The 19036-nt window shown below is 72.4% G+C and carries 20 protein-coding genes and 2 tRNA genes; 9 read left to right on the top strand and 13 right to left on the bottom strand.

The window, feature by feature from the left end; translation table 11 throughout:
* Positions 1-70: 70 nt before the first annotated feature.
* A tRNA-Ile gene (locus tag ACFO9I_RS03715) sits at positions 71-147 on the bottom strand.
* 327 nt (positions 148-474) lie between these two features.
* On the opposite strand from ACFO9I_RS03715, the gene ACFO9I_RS03720 reads away from it, so the two are divergent.
* The 7 genes from ACFO9I_RS03720 to ACFO9I_RS03750 all read left to right on the top strand — a co-directional run bounded on the left by ACFO9I_RS03720 (position 475) and on the right by ACFO9I_RS03750 (position 5559).
* The gene (locus ACFO9I_RS03720) at positions 475-783 is read left to right on the top strand and encodes a hypothetical protein (protein ID WP_379177931.1); all 309 of its coding nucleotides are present in this window, start codon (positions 475-477) and stop codon (positions 781-783) included.
* 79 nt (positions 784-862) lie between these two features.
* On the top strand, positions 863-1315 hold the full coding sequence (locus ACFO9I_RS03725) for a hypothetical protein (RefSeq protein ID WP_379177933.1): 453 nt from the start codon (positions 863-865) through the stop codon (positions 1313-1315).
* The gene (locus ACFO9I_RS03730; protein ID WP_379177935.1) at positions 1312-2721 is read left to right on the top strand and encodes a ferric reductase-like transmembrane domain-containing protein; all 1410 of its coding nucleotides are present in this window, start codon (positions 1312-1314) and stop codon (positions 2719-2721) included. The genes ACFO9I_RS03725 and ACFO9I_RS03730 overlap by 4 nt, the downstream gene beginning before the upstream one ends.
* Positions 2722-2728: 7 nt before the next feature.
* The gene (locus tag ACFO9I_RS03735) at positions 2729-3280 is read left to right on the top strand and encodes an FMN-binding protein (RefSeq protein WP_379177937.1); all 552 of its coding nucleotides are present in this window, start codon (positions 2729-2731) and stop codon (positions 3278-3280) included.
* A 7-nt stretch (positions 3281-3287) separates the two neighbouring features.
* On the top strand, positions 3288-4163 hold the full coding sequence (locus ACFO9I_RS03740; protein WP_379177939.1) for an FAD:protein FMN transferase: 876 nt from the start codon (positions 3288-3290) through the stop codon (positions 4161-4163).
* Complete coding sequence (locus ACFO9I_RS03745) at positions 4049-4861, top strand: DUF72 domain-containing protein (RefSeq protein WP_379177941.1); 813 nt, start codon at positions 4049-4051, stop codon at positions 4859-4861. The genes ACFO9I_RS03740 and ACFO9I_RS03745 overlap by 115 nt, the downstream gene beginning before the upstream one ends.
* Positions 4862-5034: 173 nt before the next feature.
* On the top strand, positions 5035-5559 hold the full coding sequence (locus tag ACFO9I_RS03750; RefSeq protein ID WP_379177943.1) for a hypothetical protein: 525 nt from the start codon (positions 5035-5037) through the stop codon (positions 5557-5559).
* 1 nt (position 5560) lies between these two features.
* Here ACFO9I_RS03750 and ACFO9I_RS03755 read toward each other — a convergent pair whose 3' ends face one another.
* Together ACFO9I_RS03755 and ACFO9I_RS03760 are read right to left on the bottom strand one after the other, a co-directional pair.
* Positions 5561-5932: a hypothetical protein gene (locus ACFO9I_RS03755; RefSeq protein ID WP_379177945.1), complete on the bottom strand. Its 372-nt coding sequence runs from the start codon at positions 5930-5932 to the stop codon at positions 5561-5563.
* A gap of 35 nt (positions 5933-5967) precedes the next feature.
* A complete protein-coding gene (locus ACFO9I_RS03760; RefSeq protein ID WP_379177947.1) occupies positions 5968-6981 on the bottom strand; it encodes a phosphotransferase in 1014 nt (337 codons plus the stop codon).
* Between the two features lie 60 nt (positions 6982-7041).
* Between ACFO9I_RS03760 and ACFO9I_RS03765 the strand changes: the two genes are divergently transcribed.
* Positions 7042-7794 (top strand): PIG-L deacetylase family protein, encoded by a 753-nt coding sequence (locus ACFO9I_RS03765; protein WP_379177949.1) that lies wholly within the window; start codon positions 7042-7044, stop codon positions 7792-7794.
* Between the two features lie 97 nt (positions 7795-7891).
* On the top strand, positions 7892-9205 hold the full coding sequence (locus tag ACFO9I_RS03770; RefSeq protein ID WP_379177951.1) for a dicarboxylate/amino acid:cation symporter: 1314 nt from the start codon (positions 7892-7894) through the stop codon (positions 9203-9205).
* A gap of 175 nt (positions 9206-9380) precedes the next feature.
* Here the strand turns inward: ACFO9I_RS03770 and ACFO9I_RS03775 are convergent.
* From ACFO9I_RS03775 to ACFO9I_RS03820, 10 genes are all read right to left on the bottom strand, one after another.
* Positions 9381-9456: transfer RNA gene (locus tag ACFO9I_RS03775), tRNA-Asn, on the bottom strand.
* A 67-nt stretch (positions 9457-9523) separates the two neighbouring features.
* A complete protein-coding gene (locus tag ACFO9I_RS03780) occupies positions 9524-10006 on the bottom strand; it encodes a hypothetical protein (RefSeq protein WP_379177953.1) in 483 nt (160 codons plus the stop codon).
* A gap of 10 nt (positions 10007-10016) precedes the next feature.
* A complete protein-coding gene (gene dnaG / locus ACFO9I_RS03785) occupies positions 10017-11918 on the bottom strand; it encodes a DNA primase (RefSeq protein ID WP_379177955.1) in 1902 nt (633 codons plus the stop codon).
* A gap of 50 nt (positions 11919-11968) precedes the next feature.
* Positions 11969-12883 carry a 2-hydroxyacid dehydrogenase gene (locus ACFO9I_RS03790; RefSeq protein WP_379177957.1) on the bottom strand — a complete coding sequence of 305 codons (915 nt, stop codon included), beginning with the start codon at positions 12881-12883 and terminating at the stop codon, positions 11969-11971.
* 10 nt (positions 12884-12893) lie between these two features.
* Positions 12894-14180: a deoxyguanosinetriphosphate triphosphohydrolase gene (locus ACFO9I_RS03795; protein WP_379177959.1), complete on the bottom strand. Its 1287-nt coding sequence runs from the start codon at positions 14178-14180 to the stop codon at positions 12894-12896.
* A gap of 30 nt (positions 14181-14210) precedes the next feature.
* Positions 14211-15128, bottom strand: coding sequence for a mucin-2 protein (locus ACFO9I_RS03800; RefSeq protein ID WP_379177961.1), 918 nt, complete (start codon positions 15126-15128; stop codon positions 14211-14213).
* A 149-nt stretch (positions 15129-15277) separates the two neighbouring features.
* The gene (gene dusB / locus ACFO9I_RS03805; RefSeq protein ID WP_379177963.1) at positions 15278-16429 is read right to left on the bottom strand and encodes a tRNA dihydrouridine synthase DusB; all 1152 of its coding nucleotides are present in this window, start codon (positions 16427-16429) and stop codon (positions 15278-15280) included.
* Positions 16430-16473: 44 nt separating this feature from the next.
* A complete protein-coding gene (locus tag ACFO9I_RS03810) occupies positions 16474-17205 on the bottom strand; it encodes a hypothetical protein (protein ID WP_379177965.1) in 732 nt (243 codons plus the stop codon).
* Positions 17206-17231: 26 nt separating this feature from the next.
* Positions 17232-18632: a glycine--tRNA ligase gene (locus ACFO9I_RS03815; protein WP_379177967.1), complete on the bottom strand. Its 1401-nt coding sequence runs from the start codon at positions 18630-18632 to the stop codon at positions 17232-17234.
* 58 nt (positions 18633-18690) lie between these two features.
* On the bottom strand, positions 18691-19011 hold the full coding sequence (locus ACFO9I_RS03820; RefSeq protein ID WP_379177969.1) for an antibiotic biosynthesis monooxygenase family protein: 321 nt from the start codon (positions 19009-19011) through the stop codon (positions 18691-18693).
* Positions 19012-19036 lie beyond the last annotated feature (25 nt).

A 19036-nucleotide genomic window follows, 5' to 3' on the forward strand; every position in this document is an offset into this window, starting at 1 on the left:
CAACCGAAACACTGTCGCGCCTCAGCCGAAGTCCGAATGTCGTGTGTCAGGCGAAGTAACACATCCTGCATGGTAGGGCGGGTGGGGCTCGAACCCACGACCCAAGGATTATGAGTCCTCTGCTCTGACCGACTGAGCTACCGCCCCTCGAGTGCGAGAGCCTAGCCCGGAGCACGCCGGGAGGCTCTCCAGGGTGGCGACCCATGAGGGCGCCCGGTCCGTGCGGGGGACTCCCCTCCGGTTTGAACAAACGTTTGTTCAAAGCGCAGGGGTTGTCCCCTGCGTCGTGGCGAGGCACGAGCGCCTCGTGGCGCCACCGGATTTGAGTGATGACGGGCGCCGCCGGCCCGACGTACCGTGGACGGATTCCGAGAGCATCCCCGGGGAGATCCGCCATCGGAAGACGGGGACGACTCTTGGGAGCTGACGCTCCCGGCAAACCACGATCGGGTCCGTTCGAAGGACAGGCATGTCGTGGTCGCCGCACTCGCCCAAGCACACGGCCCCCGGGCCCTGCGGGCGTTCCTGCTGTCGCGGCTCGACGACGAGGACCAGACCGCCCGGGAGCTGCTCGAGCGCGACGAACTGAGCCCGGTGCTCCGCCGGGTCCTGGAGCACGCGCTGCAGAACGCGGCCGCGCGACGGCTCGAGGTCCTCAGCCACACCTCCCGCGAGCACGGCGACCGGATGTGCCACACCCTGCTGACGCTGGCGGCCTCCTACGCCACCCATCCCGAGTTCCGACGGGAGTGGATCGCCCTGGGACGGGGCCGCCCGGGCTGACAGGAACCTCACAGGTTCGCCACCTGTCGGGCTCAGGTCGGCGGCGCACGATGAGGTCACCTGAGACGAGGAGACCCACGTGAACGACGAACAGAGGCCCGGCAGCGGTTCCCGCTGGGAGCCCACTCCCCCGCCCACCGGTGCGAACGTGCCGCCCCCGCCCCCGCCCCCGGTCACCCCCGAGCCGTACGACGCCCCCACACCTCCGCCCGTCCGCTCGCGCAGCACCTGGATGCGCACCCGCGGTGCCATCGCCGGGGGGGCGGCGGCCGCGCTGGCGGTGTTCACGCTCGGCGGCTTCGCGGTCGGCCACGCCACCGCCGGTGACGGTGACGGGAGCGGTGACCACACCGGCCAGTTCGACCGGGGCTTCGGCCCCGACGGCGACCACGCGCCGCCCGGTCAGCCGCCGGGCGACCTCGACGGTGACGGCGAGGGCCTCGCACCGCAGCAACCGGACCAGGGCGACACCGACCAGGGCAGCACCGGCCAAGGAGCTGTCGAGGGCAGCGACACGGCGTACCTGTCATGACGGCGCTCACCGGCAGCCTGCCGACGCGGGTGCCCACGGTCCGGCACCCCCGGTTCCGGCGGGCGCGCGTGGACGCCGCCGTGCGGACCGGCGCCGGGGCGACCCTGTGGCTGAGCCTGCTGCTGGTGACCTACTGGTGGACGGCGGCCGGCGGTGTCCAGGACCTGGGTGGCTGGGCCTCGGGGCTGACCTCGCTCGGCCGGCTGACGGGACTGGTCGCGTCCGACCTGCTCCTCGCGCAGGTGCTGCTGATGGCGCGCCTGCCGCTGCTCGAGCGGGCGTTCGGCCAGGACCGGCTGGCCCGCCAGCACCGGCTCGTCGGCTTCACGTCGTTCAACCTGATGCTGGCGCACGTCGGCCTCATCACCTGGGGGTACGCCGCCGGCGACCTCGCCGCGACCCCGGGCACGTTGTGGAACCTGACCACCACCTACCCCGGCATGCTGCTCGCGGCCGCCGGCACCCTGTGCCTGGTGCTGGTGGTCGTGACGAGCATCCGCGCGGCCCGGGCGCGGATCCGCTACGAGTCCTGGCACCTGCTGCATCTCTACGCCTACCTCGGTGTCGGCCTGGCGCTCCCCCACCAGCTCTGGACCGGGCAGCAGTTCCTGACCTCGCGCGGGGCGACCGTCTTCTGGTGGACCGCCTGGGCGGCGACGGCGGCCGCGGTCCTCGTGTGGCGCGTCTGCCTGCCGTTGTGGCGCAGCGCCCGGCACGGCCTGCACGTGACGTCGGTCGTCCGGGAGGCCCCGGACGTCGTTTCGGTGTACGTCGCCGGACGCGGCCTGCACCGGCTCCCGGTCGAGGCCGGGCAGTTCCTCTCCTGGCGCTTCCTCGGGCGGCACGGCTGGACCCGCGCCAACCCCTACTCGCTGTCCGCGGCTCCCGACGGGCGCAGCCTGCGCATCACCGTCAAGGAGGCGGGCGACGGCAGCGCGGACGCGGCGTACCTGCGTCCCGGCACCCGGGTGCTCGTCGAGGGTCCGTACGGCCGGCTCAGCCCCCGGGCCCGTCAGCGGCACCGGGTCGCACTGATCGGCGCCGGCGTCGGGGTCACGCCGCTGCGCGCCCTGGCCGAGGGACTGGACTACGCCCCCGGTGACGCCGTGCTGGTCCAGCGGTTCCGCGACCACCCGCTCTTCGAGCGCGAGCTCGAGGTGCTCGGACGGGAGCGCGGGTTGCAGACGCTCTACCTGCCCGGTCCGCGCCGGGCCGACGACTCCTGGCTCGGGTCCGGCATCGGCCCCGCCGACGACCTGACGGCACTGACCTGGTGGATTCCCGACATCGCCGAGCGCGACGTCTACGTGTGCGGCCCCTCGGAGTGGGCCGAGAGCGTACGACGTACCTGCGAGGCGGCCGGGCTCCCGCCCGAGCACTTCCATCTCGAGACCTTCCGGTGGTGACCTCCCCATGAAGCGCAACGTCATCTGGCTGCTCAGCACCCTCAGCGTCGTGGTGCTGCTGTTCGGGTACCACACGTCCACGTCGGGTGCGCTGGGCACCAGCGCCGGCACCGCGATCACGTCCTCGGCCCAGCCCGACGGCTCGACGACCACGTCGGGCCAGGGAGGTTCGGGATCCGGGTCGGGATCCGGGTCCGGCGGCAGCACGGGCGGGACCAGCGGAGGTCAGAGCCAGGGCAACGGCGGCCAGAGCGGGAGCGGCGGCAGCGGCTCGACGACCACCACGAGGACGGTCACCGGGGACACCGTCCAGACCGCGTGGGGGCCGGTCCAGGTCGAGCTGACCGTCAAGGACGGCTCGATCACCGACGTCTCGGTCCTGCAGTACCCCAACGGCAACCCGCAGGACCAGCAGATCAACGCCTACGCGCTGCCGATCCTGGTGCAGGACACCCTCGACGCCCAGAGCGCGAACATCGACATGATCAGCGGCGCCACGATCACCAGCACGGGCTACGTGGAGTCGCTGCAGAGCGCGCTGGACCAGGCGGGGCTGTGAGCACCCGATGAGCAGCTCCGTGCATCGTCATGTCGCCCACGTCATGGGCATGCCCATCAGCCTGGCGCTGCGCGGCCGCCACGCCCACGACGCGCACGGCTACGGCGCCTGGGCGGAGGTGATGGCAGCGCTGCACGACGTGGACCGGGTCTTCAGCACCTACCGCGACGACTCGGTCGTCTCCCGGCTGGACCGCGGCGAGATCGACCTGGCCGACTGCCCGCCCGAGGTGGTCGAGGTGCTCGGCCTGGGCGCGCAGGCCGAGCGCGAGTCGGGAGGAGCCTTCCGCATCCACCTCCCGGGACCCGACGGCCGCACCCGGCTCGACCCCAGCGGGGTGGTCAAGGGGTGGGCGGTGGACCGCGCGGCCCGCCCGCTGCGAGCCCTGGTCGACACGGACTTCTGCCTCTCCGCGGGCGGAGACCTGGTCTGCCGCACCCTCGACCCGACCGCCGCCCCGTGGCGGATCGGCATCGAGAACCCGCACGACCCCACCGGCCTGGTCGCGGTCGTGCCGGTGCTCACCGGCGCGGTCGCGACGTCGGGCACCGTCCACCGCGGCCGGCACCTGGTCGACGCGCGCACCGGCGAGGCGCCCGCGGGGGTCGCCTCGGTGACGGTGGTGGCCGACTCGCTGACGTGGGCCGACATCGACGCGACTGCGGCGTACGCCCTGGGCCGTGACGCCGCCCGCTGGCTGCGCACCCGCCCCGGTCGCCGCGGCCTGGTGGTGTGGGCCGACGGCACCACCGATCTAGTGTCGACGCCATGGGACGCATCCGGATCGGCATCTCCGGCTGGACCTACGCCGGCTGGCGCGGGGACTTCTACCCGCCCGGCCTGGTACACCGCCGGGAGCTGGAGTACGCGGCCGAGCGGCTGACCTCGATCGAGATCAACGGCTCGTTCTACGCGCTGCAGCGCCCGACGTCGTACGCCGCGTGGCGCGACCAGACGCCCGACGACTTCGTCTTCGCCGTCAAGGGCGGTCGCTACATCACCCACCTGCTCAAGCTGCGGGGCGCCGAGACCGCCCTGGCCAACTTCTTCGCCTCCGGCGTGCTCGCGCTCGGCCCGAAGCTGGGACCGGTGCTCTGGCAGCTGCCGGAGACCCTCGCGTTCGACGCCGAGCGGCTGGCGGAGTTCTTCGCGCTCCTCCCCCGGACCACCGCCGAGGCCGCGGCGCTGGCCGCCCGTCACGACGACAAGGTGCCCGAGGACCGGGCGCTGACCAGCGCCGTCGACGAGCGACCGGTCCGGCACGCGCTGGAGTTTCGCAGCCGGTCGTTCTGCACCCCGCAGGCCACGGCCCTGCTCCGCGAGCACGGGGTGGCCTGCGTGCTCGCCGACACCGCCGGCCGGTGGCCGAAGGTCGACGAGGACACCACCGACTTCCGCTACGTGCGGCTGCACGGCGACCGGGAGCTCTACTCCAGCGGCTACACCGACGAGGCCCTGGACGGCTGGGCGACACGGTGCCGGGCGTGGGCGCGCCAGCGCGACGTGTTCGTCTACTTCGACAACGACGCCAAGGGATTCGCGCCCTACGACGCGATGCGCCTGCTCGAGCGCGTGACCTGACCCCGCCTGGGGACCAACGGCCCTGTCGTCGGCTGCCACCAGCCGCTGGGATCGTGGGGATGAACCGCCTCGCCTCGGGCGTCCGCCGGACCGCGCCGCGGACCGCCGCCGACCGCCGGAACGCACCTCCGCTGGCACCGAGCCCACTCCCACCGGGTGTCGCCTGGCCTGCGGTGGGCAGGAGCGTGCTCACGTCCGGCGCGATGCTCGCCCGGCGACGCATCTGGCAGCCGACCGACCACCTGGGCCTCCGGATCCGCTTCGCCGACGGCACCTCCGCACGCGTCTACCGCGAGACCCGTGTCGACCGGCCCGAGCCTGCGGACCCGTGTGTGCTCGTCGTGGCGTTCCGGCTCCGCTGGGTCCGCGGTCTCGGGCACGCGGCGTTCGAGCACGAGAGCGTGGTCCACACCCCCCTGTTCGCCGGGTTCCCGGGCCTGGTGTCCAAGCTGTGGCTCGACCACGACGAGCACCGCGTGTACCGCGGCGTCTACGAGTGGGACGGCGCGAGCCTCGCGGACAGCTACGCCCGCTCGCTGTGGCGGGCTCTGGCCCTCGTGAGCGCGCCCGGCTCGATCGACTTCCGGGTGCTCGACGGGCTGGGACGCGACGAGCTGCTCGCCGACCCGGTCCGCTCCGTGGGGTTCGCCCCCCTGGACCCGCACGCCTGGTGGCGGGTCGTGGCCACCGACCGGTAGGTCAGTCCTTCGCGCGGGCCGAGTCCACCAGCAGTGCCAAGGTGTTGAGGCCGGCCCAGCCCAGGGTCACCGCGAGGACCTTCTGCCGTACGGCGTCGTCATCGGTCTTCGCCGACAGCAGCGCCGCGTCACCGAGGTCCATGGCGATCCGCATCAACATGGCCGCCTTCACGGTCTTCCCCGACCGGCCGAACACGCCGAGCGCGCTGATCGCCAGGTCGCGCACGCCGTAGGTCTGCGCCAGCAGCTCGAGACCCGCCCGGTCACTCTTGTCCGCCTGCAGCGCGTCCGGCAGGTGGCCGGGGCTGGCGAGCGCGAAGACGCCGTACCCGGCGGTGGCGGTGGACATGAAGCGGCTCAGTCGGTAGCTCATGTCGCCACGCTAGCCAGCGGGGCACAAACCGGGGCTCATCCGGGCAGGTGGCCCACCGGCGGGCGCCGGCGCAACGAGGCGAGCGACGCCGCCGCGGCTCCGCCCCACTCCTCCAGCTCGGCCTCGTCCATCGGGGCCGTGCAGCGCACCCAGGTCTCGGTGCGGCCGAGCCGGCCCAGCTGGAGCGCGGCGGGCAGGGCGGCGCGCAGGTCCGCGGCATCGGCCAGGTCGCTCCAGACCTCGATCGCCGCGTCGGCGACCCGCCACAGGCGCGGGTCGTCCGGCCCCGCGTCGAGCCGGAAGGCCAGCAGGTCCAGCGGGATCTGCAGCGCTGCGAGCGGCTCCATCAGCATGGCGTCGCCGAAGTCGAAGAAGCGCAGCTCCTCGCCGACCTCGACCACGTTGTTCCCGTGCAGGTCGTTGTGGACCAGCGTCGTGGGCAGCCCGAGCGCGGCGACCTGCCCGGCCCAGCGTGCCACCTCGGGCAGCAGCCCGACGACCGCCACCCGGTCCTGATGGCGCATCGCGCGCAGGTCGCCGGGCGCCAGCACGTCGAACTGCTGGAGCAGCTGCTCGACGTAGGCGACGGCCTCCAGCGGCTCGAGGGTGGTCAGGCCCACGGCGGCCAGAAGGTCGGCGTACGCCGCCACCTCGCGCTGCAGCGCGGCCCCGGCCTGCACCACCCGGCACCAGGTGTCGATGTCCCCGGAGCCGTGGCCCAGGACGGGGCCCTGGTCGGGAGTGAGCAGCAGTCCCCGATCGAGGTCCACGGCGGTGACCGGGACGACGTGGTGGGGCGCGAGGACGGCCAGCTCCGCGAGCAGCGCGGCCTCGTAGGCCTGGGCCGGACAGTTCTGCTTGGCGTAGTGGACCCCCGCCGGGCCGGCTGCCCGCCAGACCGTGGCCCACGGGCGGATCTTCACCGGCTCCAGCGAGGCCGCCGCCCCGACCGCCGAGGACACCCACGCGGTCAGCTCGTCACGGAACTCCGCGCTGCGCCAGCGCGCGCTGGTCGACGGCAGTCGCTCGAGGCGGGCGAAGCGGGGCACGGGGCAACCCAACCGCCTGAGGTGCTGTGCGGCAAACCACTTTCGGTGCATGCTCTGGTCATGACCGACATGCCCCACGTGGACCGGCTCGAGCCACTGCCCGAAGACTGGGAGCGCGCCCTGTGCGTGGTCGCGCACCCCGACGACATGGAGTTCGGGGCGGCCGCCGCCGTGGCCCGCTGGACCGGTCAGGGCAAGGAGGTCGTCTACTGCATGGTCACCAGCGGCGAGGCCGGCATCGACGGCATGGCGCCCGACGAGTGCCGCCGGGTGCGCGAGGCCGAGCAGGTGGAGTCGGCGCGCGTCGTCGGCGTACCCGTCGTGGAGTTCCTGGGCCTCCCCGACGGCGTGCTGGAGTACGGCGTGCCGCTGCGCCGCGCGATCGCCCACGTCGTCCGCCGACACCGTCCCGACATCGTCATCACCGGCAACTTCCGCGAGACCTGGGGCGGGCGCAACCTCAACCAGGCCGACCACATCGCGACCGGGCGTGCCGTGGTCGACGCGGTCCGCGACGCCGGGAACCGCTGGGTGTTCAACGAGCAGCTCACCGACGGGCTCGAGCCGTGGGGCGGGGTGCGGGCCGTGTGGGCGTTCGGCTCACCGAACGCGACGCACGCGGTCGACACCAGCGACACCTTCGATGCCGGCGTCGCGTCGCTCGAGGCGCACCGCGCCTACATCGACGGGCTGGGCTGGGAGGACTTCGACCCACGGGAGTTCCTCGAGGGGTTCGGCCGGCAGTCCGGGCAGCGCCTCGGTGTCGCGTTCGCCGCGACCGTCGAGGTGTTCCCGATGGGCTGGGGCGAGTAGGCACGACGGCGAGTGAGGGACCTCACGGCCGATCTCGGAACCCCTCGTCGCGGGGCCTTGTTGTGACACGAGTCCACCCGTCGAAAGGCAACTGCTCGTGTTCTCAGCGCTTCGTCGGACCCCGTTCTGGGTCCAGATCGTCGGCGGCCTCGTGGTCGGCGTGCTCCTGGGCCTGGTGGCCCGCAGCTACGACGTCACCTGGCTGACCACCACCCTCGAGACCGTCGGCAGCGTGTTCGTCGGTCTGCTCAAGGCCGCGGTGCCGCCGCTGGTGTTCACCGCGGTCGTCGTCAGCATCGCCAACCTCCGTCAGGTCGCCAACGCCGCCCGGCTGGCCACCCAGACGCTGGTCTGGTTCATGATCACCTCGCTGATCGCGGTCGCGATCGGCCTCGGGCTCGGCCTGCTGACCAACCCCGGCCAGGCGGCCGACGTCGCGGCCGAGGGGGCGTCGTACGACGGCAGCACCGGCTCGTGGCTCGACTTCCTCACCGGCCTGGTGCCCGCGAACTTCCTGGGCCTCTCCGTGGCCGACGGCGCGCTCAGCTTCAGCGTCCTGCAGATCGTGGTGGTCGCGCTGGCGATCGGCGCGGCGTCGCTCAAGGCCGGTGACGCCGCGGAGCCGTTCCTCGGCTTCATGCGCTCCGCGCTCGCGGTCATCCAGCAGGTGCTGTGGTGGATCATCAAGCTGGCCCCGCTCGGCACCCTCGGCCTGATCGGCAACGCCGTGGCGACGTACGGCTGGGACCTCGTGGCCCCGCTCGCCACCTTCACCGTCGACGTGTACGTCGGCTGCGCGCTGGTGCTGTTCGTGGTCTACCCGGTGCTGGCCCGCCTGCACGGCCTCTCCCCCGCGAAGTACTTCTCCGGCGCCTGGCCGGCGATCCAGCTCGCGTTCGTCTCCCGCTCCTCGGTCGGCACCATGCCGCTCACCCAGCGGGTGGCGACCCGCAACCTGGGCGTCCCGATGGAGTACGCCTCGTTCGCGGTGCCGTTCGGCGCGACCACCAAGATGGACGGCTGCGCGGCGATCTACCCGGCGCTCGCGGCGATCACCGTCGCCCAGGTCTTCGGCATCCCGCTGGGCGTGCAGGACTACCTGCTGATCGCGTTCGTCTCCGTGATCGGCTCGGCGGCCACCGCCGGCCTCACCGGCGCCGTGGTGATGCTGACGCTCACCCTGTCCACGCTCGGTCTCCCCGTCGAGGGCGTGGCGCTGCTGCTGGCGATCGACCCGATCCTGGACATGATGCGCACCGCCACCAACGTCGCCGGCCAGGCGCTGGTCCCGACGATCGTGGCCAAGCGGGAGGGCATCCTCGACCTCGACGCCTACAACGCCCCGCGCGGTGCGGACGTGCTCGGCGACGACGCGACCGCGAATCGGGAGCTGGTGGGCAGCGCCGCCTGACCTGCCCGCCCGGTCGGCCGCAATCTCCGTCGACCGTGGTTGATCCGGTGCACCCGATGCGTCGGATCGACCGCGGACGCGGTTCGACCGGACGGAAGCCGGCCGAAACGTGCCGGACCATCCGTCGGAGATGCAGAACGGGCCCGCCTCGCAGTGAGACGGGCCCGTTCCTTGCTGGCTCCCCCGGTTGGACTCGAACCAACAACCCTCCGGTTAACAGCCGAATGCTCTGCCAGTTGAGCTACAGGGGATCGGTGCAGCGCGCACACATTAGCAAGGTCCCCGGCGCAGGTGAAAATCGGGCTCGGTCCCGGCGGGTCAGGGCAGTCCGACGTCCGCCCGGGCCGCCTCGAGGGCCTCCGCGGCGAGCCGGCGGACCTCGGGATCGGCCGGGTCGACACCGGCGTCGTACTCGTAGAGCCACAGCAACGGCTGGTCCCCGCGCGGCGCCCGGCGGGCGATCACGCGCAGCCCCCGGCGCCCCTGCACGGGGACGTGCCGCTGCAGCACGACGCTCGCGGTGACCCGCTCGCGGACCAGCTCGAGGAGCAGCCCGGGCTCCTCGAGGGTGAACCGGTGCTCGCGCCGCTGCTCGCCCCAGGTGCCGACCTCGCTGACCCGCAGCACCGACGTCTCCCGGTCCCAGTCGGCGGCCTCCACCAGCTCCCAGGCCAGGCGGCGGTCGCCGACGTACAGCGCGTCGCGGGTGCCGGCGACGACGCCCTCGGCGCCCTCGGCCCAGGCGAGGACGCGCTCGCCCGACGGGACCGCGACGGGCGGACGGGAACGCCTCAGCCTCACGGCGCCAGCCTCACTGGGCACCCACGGTGCGCTCGCGCAGGTTGCGGCGGTGCTGCTCGAGGGCGGCCAGCTCGCCGAACATCTTGTTGTACTCCGCGGGGTGCTCCACCGGGTTGGTGCGTTGCAGCCGGGACTTGAGCTCGGCGATCCGGCGCATGGTCGTCAGCTCGAGCAGCCGGAAGACGTGCAGGGCGACGTAGGAGGCGTCCGGCTCCTTGGCCGTCGGCAGCGGCTCGACCGCGAGCGCGCTGATCACCGAGGAGACCTCGGGGTCGGTGGCCGCGTCGCGGAGCCGGTTCGCCCAGGCGGGGTCGCCGGCACCGGCGCCGGGACCGCCGGCGGCCGCCACCAGCCCCCACACGGCGCGGTACGTCGGGTGCGTGAAGTCGTTGGGGCCCACGTCACCGGTGGTCCGGCCGATGGTCATCGGGTGCTGGATGACGAGCTTCAGCGTCTCCCGCTCCAGCGAGAAGCGGGGGTCGCGCAGGTCGGGCACGGGAGTGCGGGGCGCGGCCGGGGCCTGCTCGGCGGGGGCGCCCCGACGGTCGGAACGCTGGTCGTGGCGGCCACCCTGCACGGGACCACGCGCGGCAGCCCGGCGCACCTCGGCGCGGGCCTCGTCGATGTCGACGCCGATCATGCCGGCCAGCTCCCGCGAGAACGCGTCCACCTTGGACTTGTCGCGGATGCTCGAGACGAGGCGGGCAGCCTCGCGCAGCGCGTCCACCCGGCTGTCGGCCCGGTCGAGGTCGTACTTGCCGACCACGTTCGAGAGCACGAAGCGGTACAGCGGCACCCGCCGGGCCACCAGCTCGCGCACCGCCGCGTCACCGCTCTTGATGCGCAGGTCGCAGGGGTCCATCCCGGACGGCTCCACCGCGACGTAGGTCTGGGACACGAAGTTCTGGTCGCCGGAGAACGCGCGCAGCGCGGCCTTCTGCCCCGCCGCGTCACCGTCGAAGGTGAAGATCACCTCGCCCCGGAACTCCTCGTGGTCGTTGAGGAAGCGCCGCAGCACCCGCGAGTGCTCGTCGCCGAACGCGGTGCCGCAGGTGGCGACGGCGGTGCCGACACCGGAGAGGTGGCAGGCCATCACGTCCGTGTAGCCCTCGACGATCACTGCCTGCGAGGTCCGCGCGATCTCGCGCCGGGCCAGGTCGATGCCGTAGAGCACCTGGCTCTTCTTGTAGATCGGCGTCTCGGAGGTGTTGAGGTACTTCGCCTCGATCCGGTCGTCGTCGAAGATCCGGCGCGCCCCGAAACCGATGGTGTCCCCCGTCGCGTCACGGATCGGCCACATCAGGCGGCCGCGGAAGCGGTCGTACGCCGAGCGCCCCAGCGCCACCAGGCCGCCGGTGACCAGCTCCTCCTGGCTGAACGCCTTGGCCCGCAGGTGCTTGAAGAGCGCCTCGCCCTCCCGGGGCGAGAAGCCGATGCCGAACTGCTCGGCCGCCGCCTGGTCGAAGCCACGCTCGGCGAGGAACTGGCGGGCGGCCAGGGCGTCGGGGGTGGCCAGCTGGTCGGCGTAGAACTCCTGCGCCTCGCGGTGCGCCTCGAGCAGCCGACTGCGCGAGGGGCCCTTGGGGCGGTCCTCGCGGACGTCGCCCTCCTCGCGCTTGAGCTGCACGCCGAACTTGTCCGCGAGCCGCTCGACCGCCTCGGCGAAGCTCAGCGCGTCGATGTCCATCAGGAAGTTGATGACATCGCCGCCCTTCTGGCAGCCGAAGCAGTGGTAGAAGCCGCGCGAGGGGGTGACGTGGAAGGAGGGGGACTTCTCGTCGTGGAAGGGGCACAGGCCCTTCTGCGAGCCGCCGCCGGCGTTGCGCAGGCTGACGTACTGCGAGACCACCTCGTCGATGCGCGCCTTCTCGCGCACCTCGGCGATGCTCTCCTCACGAATCCGGCCGGCCACGTGCGGAGTCTACGGGCGCCGGTCGAGGCCCGGGGCAGCGCTCCACAAGGTCAGTACTCCCCCGACATCACGTTGGCCAGCGGCTCCCCCGCGGCGAACCGGCGCAGCTGGTCGCGGACCAGCCGGTGGGCGCGCGGCCACATCGCGCTGCTGGCGCCACCGACGTGCGGGGAGACCAGCAGGTTGGGTGCGCGCCACAGCGGGTGGTCCTCGGGGAGCGGCTCCGGGTCGACCACGTCGATCGCGGCGTGGATCCGGCCCGACTCGAGCGCGGCGACCAGCGCGTCGGTCTGCACGACGGCGCCCCGGGCGACGTTGACGAGCAGCGCGTCGTCCTTCATCCGGGCCAGGAAGTCGGCGTCGACGAGGCCCCGGGTCTCCTCGGTCAGCGGGACGATCAGGACGACCACGTCGGCGTCGGGCAGCAGGTCGGGCAGGTCGGTGATCGGGTGCACCCCCTCGCGGGCCGAGCGCGCCACCCGCACCACCTCGACCTCGAACGGCAGCAGCCGCGCCTCGATCGCCTCGCCGACGGCGCCGTACCCCACGATGAGCACCCGCCGGTCGGCCAGCGCCGGGCGCCACCCGGGCGCCCAGGCGCCGCGGTCCTGGGCGCGGACGAAGTCCGGGACTCCCCGCAGCGAGGCCAGGGTCAGGGTGAGCGCGAGCTCGGCGGTCGACGTGTCGTGGATGCCGCGGCCGTTGCAGAGGGTCACGCCGTCGGGGACGTTCGCCCTCAGGTTGTCGACGCCGGCGGTCATGGTCTGGACGACCCGGAGGCTCGTCATCCGGGGCAGCACCTCGGCGACGCGGGGCCCCACCTGGTACGGCGGCACGTAGAACTCGACCTCGGCCACGCTGTCGGGCACGTGCTCGGTCGGGTCGACCACCTCGTAGCGCAGTCCGCCCGGCGGGTCGCCGAGCAGGTCGGGGTCGAACGGCAGCCAGACGAGGGGTGAGGTCACGGGCTCGAGGCTAGCGAGCACCCCGGTGGGCATGGCGCAGCTGCTCGTGCCGGGCCACGGCGCTGGCGTCGGTCAGCGAGGCGACCTGGTCGATCACGACCCGCAGCCGGGCGTTGTCGTCGGCAGCGGCGGCCCAGTCGTCGGCGAACGGCCGCTCCAGGGCGTCGGGCCCACGGTGCGCCAGCAGCGCCACCAGCTCGGCGATCAGCTCGCGCTGGCGCACCATCGCCGCGACCCGGTCGTCGGCCTGCATGACGTAGTGCGCCGCGACGCCCTTGAGCACCGCCATCTCGAGACGCGCCTGCTCGGGCACGACCAGGTCGGCGGCGTACCGCGCGAACGGGCCCTCGCCGGCCGCGAAGGTCGCGTGCTGGGCGGCCCCGCAGAACCGGCCGATCAGGTCGCTGGTGAGGTTCTTCAGCGCGGCAAGGCTGCGCCGCGAGGAGTCGTACGGCGCCGTCGGCCAGCTCCCCTGCTCCCGCATCCCCGCGAGGGCGGCGTCGAGCGCCTCGTCCGAGGCGTCGGGGAGGTACCAGTCCCGGACCGTGTCCCAGACGGCAGCGGTGTCGAGGGCCGTCAGCTCGATCCGGCCCGCGACCACGCCGTCCTCGATGTCGTGGACGGAGTAGGCGACGTCGTCGGCGAGGTCCATCACCTGCGCCTCGAGGCACCGGCGGGTCCCCTCGACCCCCGAGCGCAGCCACTCGAAGACCGGCTTGTCGTCGTCGTAGACGCCGAACTTCCGGATCGTGCGCGGCGACCCGTCGGCGTGGACGCCGGCGGGCTCCTCGGCGTGCGCCCGGGGCCAGGGGTACTTGGTGCAGGCGTCCAGCGTGGCCCGGGTGAGGTTGAGCCCCACGGAGCGGCCGTCGGCGTCGATCGTCTTGGCCTCGAGCCGGGTCAGCAGCCGCAGCGTCTGGGCGTTGCCCTCGAAGCCGCCGCAGCTCTCGCTGAGCTCGGCCAGCACCCGCTCCCCGTTGTGGCCGAACGGCGGGTGGCCCAGGTCGTGGGCCAGCGCCGCCGTCTCGGCGATGTCGGGGTGGGTGCCCAGCGCCCGGGAGATGTCCCGGGCGACCTGGGCCACCTCGAGGCTGTGGGTCAGCCGGTTGCGCACGAAGTCGTCGCTCTGCGGACCGACCACCTGGGTCTTGGCGGCCAGCCGGCGCGAGGCCGCGGCGTGGACCACGCGGGCGCGGTCGCGCTCGAACGGCGTGCGCTCCGGCGCGTCCACCCGCTTGGGCGGCTCGTCGACGAGGCGCTCGCGCGCGGCGGCGTCGTACAGGTCCAGTGAGTCCATCGGGAGGACCCTACTCAAGCCCTCCGACGCTCACCCGTTGGTCGACACGTGGACGTGGTCCATGTGGTTGGCGGTCGCCGACCCGTGGTCGCCGTAGTCCCGCCAGCCCTCCGACGCGCGCTCCGGCGTCCAGATCTGGTCCCACCAGATGACGTCGTAGAGGTTGAGCTCGGAGGCGTGCGCCTGCAGGAAGGCGGCGATCTGGTCGCCCAGGGCCTTGTCGCTGGTCATGATGTCGATGGCGCGGCCCGAGGCGTGCTCGCCGTGGGCGTCCCAGCCGCCGTACGTCGTGATCTGCGGGAAGGCGTTGCACACGGCGCGGTAGACCATCACCGCGTCGGAGGTCAGTCCGCTCTCCACGCTGCCGTCGGGGCAGGGGGCCGTCGACAGCCCGGCCGTGCTGGTCCTCGCCGTCGTGTCGGTCGTCGTGTCGGTCGCCGGGTCGGCCACCGGCTTGTCCTCGGCGAGGTAGCCGGCGGTGACCCACCGCGCCTTGCCGCCGACGACGAGCTCGGTGCGATCGGCGGTCCGGCGCCCGGTGACGAGGACCTTCTTGCCCTCCTTGACCAGCCCGACCTTCTCGGCGTCCTTGTCCGGGCTGGTCCACAGGTTGAGCGGCGCCGTGGTCCACAGGTGGACGTGGGCCTTCTCGATCGCGCGCTCGGTCAGGCGCCGGTCGTAGGCGTCCTGCAGGTGCAGGATGTAGCGCTCGCCTCGGACCGACGCGAGCCGGGACTCGGACCGGGACACGATGGCGGCCCGGTCGGTCGTGATGTCGGCGCTCGTCGTCGCGTCCGAGGCGGCGATGACGTCGGTGGTCGCGGGGTCCTGCGAGAGCACGCCGATGGTGACGGCAGATGCGGTCGCAAGGAGGGCGAGAGGGCCGGCGATGAGCGCGGCTCGGGGCTTGCGGCGGGCATCGGTGTCCCGCTTGTGGCGGATGGCCACAGCGCTGATCCTTTGCTGTTGCTGACGGGGGGTCGGTCCGAGAACGTCGCCGCGAATCGGTGGTAACGAAACGGCAACGACCCACGACTAAAGCACAGATGGACCGCGCCGTCGCAAATCCACCCCCTATTTGGGGCGCGTGTTCCCGGTCACCCGCCGGTGGTCTCCCGCGCGTCCTCCTGCAGCCGGCAGCCGGTGCCGTCGGTGTCGTCGAGCCATCCCTCGGGCAGCACGACCCGCTCCCGCGGGGACCCCTGCCGTCCCCGCGGGGTGCCCAGCTCGGCCACCGGGAACGGCTCGGAGGGGTCCAGCTCGGCGAGCAGGGAGTCCAGCGCCGCGAGGCTGTCGACCAGGCCGAGCGAGCGGCGCATCTCGCCACCGGCGGCGAAGCCCTTGAGGTACCACGACACGTGCTTGCGGAACTCCTTGCAGCCGCGCTCCTCGCCCATGTGCTGGCAGAGCAGCTCGGCGTGGCGCCGCATCATCACCGTGACCTCGCCCAGCGTCGGCAGCGTGGCCACCTGCTCGCCGGCGAAGGCTGCGGCGAGGTCGCGGAACAGCCAGGGGCGGCCGAGGCAGCCGCGGCCGACCACGACGCCGGCGACTCCGGTCTGCTCCACCATCCGCAGTGCGTCGGCGGCCTCCCAGATGTCACCGTTGCCCAGCACCGGGATGTCGACGTGGTCGACCAGGGCGGCGATCGCCTCCCAGTCGGCCTCACCGGAGTAGGCCTGCGAGACCGTCCGGCCGTGCAGCGCGATGGCGGCTGCGCCGGCCTCCTGGGCGATCCGGCCGGCGTCGAGGTAGGTCAGGTGGTCGTCGTCGATGCCCTTGCGGGTCTTCATGGTCACCGGGACGTCGTACGGCGAGGCCGCGGCGACGGCCGCCTCCAGGATCTCGGCCAGCAGCCCCCGCTTCCACGGGAGCGCTCCCCCGCCGCCCTTGCGGGTGACCTTGGGGACCGGGCAGCCGAAGTTGAGGTCGATGTGCGCGACGCCGTACTCCGCGCAGAGGATCTCGGCGGCCTTGCCGACGTAGACCGGGTCGGTGCCGTAGAGCTGCACCGACCGGACGGTCTCGAGCTCGTCGAAGACCAGCATGTCGCGGGTGTGCTGGTCGCCCTCGACCAGGCCGCGGGACGTGATCATCTCGCAGACGTACAGGCCCGCGCCCTGCTCGGCGCAGAGCCGGCGGTACGCCGCGTTCGTGATCCCCGCCATCGGGGCCAGCACCACGGGCACGTCGACGTGCAGCGGCCCCAGACGGAGACCGGCACTCGGGGAGACGGACGGGGCGGACATGGGACCCATTGTCCCAAGCCCGCCCCGGAAGCCGAAAACCGCGGTCAGCCCTGCTGCTTCTCGTCCTTCTTCTTGTCCTTCTTGTCCTTCTCGCCCTGGTCGCCCTTCTTCGGCTGCTCGGCCCCGGGCCCGGTCAGCTCGCCGGTCCAGGTGATCGGATCGAACTCCTGGGTGGGGCGGAAGCTCACCGCGGTGAGGTCACCGTGCCGGGGCGAGAGGTAGACCAGGCAGGTCTTGACCTTGTCGCCGTGCCCGAACTTCTTCGGGAACGGCGTGCTCGGGCAGGGCTTGAAGCTGCTGGCGAACGTCGAGGCCTCGATCAGGGTGTTGCGACCGTCGACGATGTAGAGCGGCACCGCCCGTCCTCCGAGGTCGGTCCTGCCGACGTTCTCGACCGTGGCCCGCACGAAGTACGGGTTGGTCTTCCGGGTCGCCTTGTCCAGCTGCCAGCCGTCGAAGGACCGGGCGAAGCTGGTCTTCTCCAGGCCGGTCACCCGGACGTCGAGCACGCCCACGGTGCCCTGCCGCGGCTCGTAGGCGACCACGGCGTCGTCACCCACCGCCAGCTCGCTGCCCTGGGCGGTGAGCTCGACCCCGTCCGGGACCGGCAGGTAGGGCTTCTCCTCGGTGGGTGTCGGGCTCGACGCGGAGCCGGAGACCGGGGTCGAGCCGGACGCGGTGTCCGCCGGGGCGTCGTCGTCCGAGCAGCCCGTGAGGGTCGTGGCCGCCACGAGTGCGGAGACCAGCAGGGCGGAGGAGGCGAGGCGCTTGCGCATGGGAGGAGTCTGCAACGTGGCCCCCGTCAGCATCCGACGAAACGCTCGGCGAAGTAGGACGTGATCGAGTCGAGACCGATCCGCTCCTGCTTCATGGTGTCGCGCTCGCGCACGGTGACCGCGTGGTCCTCCAGCGTGTCGAAGTCGACGGTCACGCAGTACGGCGTGCCGATCTCGTCCTGGCGGCGGTAGCGACGGCCGATCGCGCCGGAGTCGTCGAACTCGACGTTCCAGCTGCGGCGCAGCTCGGCGGCGAGGTCCTTCGCCTTCGGCGACAGGTCGGCGTTGCGCGACAGTGGCAGGACCGCGACCTTGACCGGGGCCAGGCGCGGGTCGAGCTTGAGCAGGACGCGCTTGTCGACGCCGCCCTTGGTGTTGGGGGCCTCGTCCTCGGTGTAGGCGTCGATGAGGAACGCCATCAGCGAGCGGGTCAGGCCGGCCGCCGGTTCGATGACGTACGGCATGTAGCGCTCGTTGTTCGCCTGGTCGAAGTAGGACAGGTCCTGGCCCGAGAAGTTGCTGTGCTGGGTCAGGTCGAAGTCGGTCCGGTTGGCGATGCCCTCGAGCTCCTCGAAGTCACGGCCGGAGAAGCCGAAGCGGTACTCGATGTCGACGGTCCGCTTCGCGTAGTGGCTGAGCTTCTCCTTCGGGTGCTCGAAGTGCCGCAGGTTGTCGGGGTCGATGCCCAGGTCGGTGTACCAGCGGGTCCGCTCGTCGATCCAGTACTGGTGCAGCTCCTCGTCCTCGCCGGGCTTGACGAAGTACTCCATCTCCATCTGCTCGAACTCGCGGGTGCGGAAGATGAAGTTGCCCGGCGTGATCTCGTTGCGGAAGCTCTTGCCCATCTGCGCGATGCCGAACGGCGGCTTCTTGCGGCTCGAGGTCACCACGTTGGCGAAGTTGAGGAAGATGCCCTGCGCGGTCTCGGGGCGCAGGTAGTGCAGCCCGGACTCGTCCTCGATCACGCCGAGGTAGGTCTTGAGCATCATGTTGAACTCACGCGGCGGGGTCCACGCGCCACGGGTGCCGCAGTTGGGGCAGGCGACCGACTCGTTGATGTCGACCGAGTCCGGGTCGTCGATGCCCTTCTTGGACGCGTAGTCCTCCTGCAGGTGGTCCTCGCGGAACCGCTTGTGGCAGGACTGGCACTCGGTCAGCGGGTCGTTGAAGGTGCGCAGGTGGCCGCTGGCCTCCCACGTCTTCGTCGGCAGGATGACGCTGGAGTCGAGGCCGACGACGTCCTCACGGGCGGTGACCATCGAGCGCCACCACTGACGCTTGATGTTCTCCTTCAGCTCGACGCCGAGCGGGCCGTAGTCCCACGCCGACCGGGTGCCGCCGTAGATCTCGCCGCACGGGTAGACGAATCCCCGGCGCTTGCAGAGGGAGACGACGTGGTCGAGGGTCGAGGCGGGCGGCTTGGCCACAGCAGTGTGCTCCTCAAGACGGCCGGCTGGCTGCCGGTCTGGTTCGGGGTCGGAGGGATCAGCCTAACGACCGGGGCGACCCGATATTGAGGACGGTGCCGGGCTCGACGACCTCGAAGGCGCTGGGCTCGTCGATCGCCCGGCTCAGGAGCGCGACGGCGTTCAGCTTCACGTCGTACGACGACAGGGCGCGACGGTAGGAGCCGACGTTCTCCCAGGTGGTCGTGAGCACCCACAGCGTCGGGTCGTCGAGGTTGCGGCCGACCGTCCCGGCGACGTACCCGGCCCGCTCGGCCAGCGCGGCGTGCGCCCGGTCGAGCCCGGCCCGGAACTCCGACGCCTCGTCCTCGGGCACGCGGAACCTGCTCACCACCAGCACGACGGGCAATCTAGCGGACACGCAT

Origin of the sequence: Nocardioides sp. GCM10023255, assembly GCF_042653125.1 — a bacterium.
In the GTDB taxonomy this organism is placed as follows: domain Bacteria; phylum Actinomycetota; class Actinomycetes; order Propionibacteriales; family Nocardioidaceae; genus Nocardioides.